The organism is Caballeronia telluris (genome assembly GCF_001544495.1).
Taxonomy (GTDB): Bacteria; Pseudomonadota; Gammaproteobacteria; order Burkholderiales; family Burkholderiaceae; genus Caballeronia; species Caballeronia telluris.
Genome location: NZ_FCNZ02000094.1, coordinates 1 through 2,862, shown reverse-complemented (window position 1 = coordinate 2,862; position 2,862 = coordinate 1). Strand labels below are relative to the sequence as shown.

Sequence of the window (2,862 nt, the reverse complement as noted above, 5' to 3'; positions counted from 1 at the left end):
CCGCTGACCCGCATTGCTGACACACATCACGCGCTCTCCACCTTACTCCGAGGGGCGTCGTTCGTGGATCGCATACGGAGAACTCATGCCCGATCACCACCGGCAAAGTCCGGCCAGTCAGCGGATGCGGCTCGGTCTTTGGAATCAGGACCGGACCGTCGTAGTATTCGTGGATGTCGGTCCCGCAGATGCCGTTCCGACTGACCTTTATCTTCACTTCGCCTTTCGATGGCGACGGCTCTGGAACATCGTCAATTGTGATTTGGCGATTCCCATAGTAGACAGCAGCTTTCATAGTGATCGACTCCTTCTGTTAAATGCAGAATGCACGTGCTGGAACCTGCCCGGCCCTTGGATCAATTCGCAGATTTCCTTTTGGAGAGACCGTAGAATTCAAAATAAACGACATAGATCAGCATGACGTAGTTGAGTAGATCGACCCAGGTGAGCGGGTCGCCGCCGAACCCGGGTACTATTTCCGCTTCATGAAGTACCGATACGGCGAACCATCGCGTATAGATTTCGAAAGAGATCAAACCAAGCCCCCAGCAAATCGATGCGCGTATCACACGATTCGTCGACATGCCGAACCGGTTCGGCCAATTGCCCGTAACGTTGGCCCAAAAGATCAGCCAGAAAGCGATCCACACACCCAACTGCGCGGGCCAGATTGGGAGCGATGCCCCGAGTTTTTCGACAGCGCTGGAAGGGATGAGAACCCATCTGAGCAGCGCGAGATGTCCTGCATAGAGTGCTGTCCCCAGCAGAAAATTGCCGACGAGTGCCGCGAGCGCGGCGTGACTTTTCCGGTTCAGCATGCTCCACGGCCAGTTGTCGAAAATAAGGAAGGTCGTGAGCCACGCGACGATAACGGAATAGAACCAGCCGATCGCCACTGGCAGAGCAAGCAGGGGCGCGTGAGGTCCGGAAGCAGTCGTCAGGTTCGGGTATATAAGCAGGAAATAACCGAGTCCCGTGAGACAACAACCGCATGCCAGTTGCGCAACACTGCCGAGTACAGGTTTCACCCCGCTATCTGACCATGGCCATCCGGACATGCCCGTAGGCAGGATGCCGAAGCCATAAAAACCGATCAGCACGATAAGTCCGGCCGCACCATATCCGACGCCGCCAACTGAGCTAAATGCCGGATCCAATGTGCCATAGCCATAGACAAGTACGCCAGGCAAGAGGAATGCAAGCCCCACCGTAACAACGGTGGCGATACAGCCGCGGACAGGTTGTTTGAACGTCGAGAACCCGGCCATACCGAAATTGAAACCGATGAAAACGAGCACCAGGATGCCCCAGAAGAGATACATGCCGAACGGCTGTGGCGAGTACTTCCAGACGGCCAGTTTTGTATCGACAAACAGACGCCATATGCCAAGGCTTATGGCATGCACAATTAAAAACACGGCGATTGAGAACACGAACGGTCGGAGTACCAATCCAGATGGCGCTATTAAGAGTTCCTCTTGCGCAGCAATGTCGGAGCTAATGGGTTCCATGATCGGCATATCCAATACGATAAGAGCCCGATCGAATAGCGCGCCGGACCCACGACGGTCAATCGCGCGCTTGAAAATCGGACGAGAAGAGCGCAGCCGCGTCGGTCAACGTGGCGCTTTGGACTGAACGGGCATCGAGCGACGACTGGCCGATCCGGCCAGTCACGGGAGCGCCAGCACGCTATCGGTAAACAATCCCTCCGTCGATCATCGGCGCCTGTCCGGTCATATAGTCGGAATCGGGTCCGGCCAGATATGAAACCAATCCAGCAACGTCGTCTGGCGTTTCGGCACGACCTAGTGCTATCCCCTCCACGTATTTCTTGTATGTTTCGCCGACCGGCACACCTGTTACTTCAGCCATGCGTTTGTCTATCTCAACCCACATGTCCGTTCCGACCACACCCGGACAATAGGCATTGACCGTGATCCCGTCACTCGCCAGTTCCTTGGCCGCCGTTTGCGTCAGCGCCCGAACCGCGAACTTCGTTGCGCAATAGACGCCAAGCAGTGCGAACGCATCATGTGCTGCAATCGAAGCCGCATTGATGATTTTTCCCTTCTTGTTGAGCGCCCTGAGTTTCTTCGCGGCAGCCTGAATGCCCCAAAGAACGCCCTCGATGTTGACTTTCAGTATCCGCTCCACCTCTGCCGGCGTGACATCCAGAAGCGCTTGCACTTGAGCGATCCCGGCGTTGTTCACCATGATGTCGAGCGTACCTAGTTCATTTACGGCATGTTCAACGGCGGCATAGATTTCGTCCCGTTTCGACACATCGGCCACGTAAAGGGTCGCCCGTCGGCCGAGATCGCGAATCTCGGCAGCAACCATCTGCAATTTCTCAACGTTGATGTCGACCAACGCAAGGTCGGCACCGTCCCTCGCAAGCCGCAACGCAATGCCGCGGCCGATACCTTGCCCGGCGCCCGTGACGAGCGCCACCTTCGAATGAATGGTCATCGGATTTCCTTCGTAGAAGTTTGAGCCGGCAGCCCTGTTTCTCCGTCTACAAGAATGCGCTGCCGAATCGTCGCGTTGATTACGACAGGTGATGAACTTCCTGCAGCCCGAACACGGGCGTCCGAATGCCTTCCATGCGCGCCTTCAGTTGCAGCGACAGATATTGCGAGTAGTGGCGCGACTGATGCAGGTTGCCGCCGTGGAACCACAGCGCCTGCTGTTGCGTCGGCTTCCACATGTTGCGCTGCTCGCCTTCCCACGGTCCCGGATCTTTCGTCGTAGCTGAGCCGAGGCCCCACACTTTGCCCACCTTGTCGGCGACTTCGCGAGAAATCAGATCGGCGGCCCAGCCGTTCATCGATCCATAACCCGTCGCGTAGACAACGAGGT

General features: G+C 56.5%; 3 protein-coding genes and 1 pseudogene. All 4 read right to left on the bottom strand.

The genetic code is table 11. The features are described 5' to 3' along the window. Positions 1-295 (bottom strand): alcohol dehydrogenase catalytic domain-containing protein (locus tag AWB66_RS32175; RefSeq protein ID WP_159462993.1); only part of this gene is annotated, 295 nt, incomplete at its 3' end. A 61-nt stretch (positions 296-356) separates the two neighbouring features. Further along, entirely contained in the window at positions 357-1,511 is a 1,155-nt protein-coding gene (locus AWB66_RS32170; RefSeq protein WP_087634014.1) for a hypothetical protein, read from the bottom strand. 181 nt (positions 1,512-1,692) lie between these two features. Further along, on the bottom strand, positions 1,693-2,472 hold the full coding sequence (locus AWB66_RS32165) for an acetoin reductase (protein ID WP_087634013.1): 780 nt from the start codon (positions 2,470-2,472) through the stop codon (positions 1,693-1,695). A 79-nt stretch (positions 2,473-2,551) separates the two neighbouring features. Next, positions 2,552-2,862: pseudogene (locus tag AWB66_RS32160) on the bottom strand (NAD(P)/FAD-dependent oxidoreductase); the annotation flags it as partial.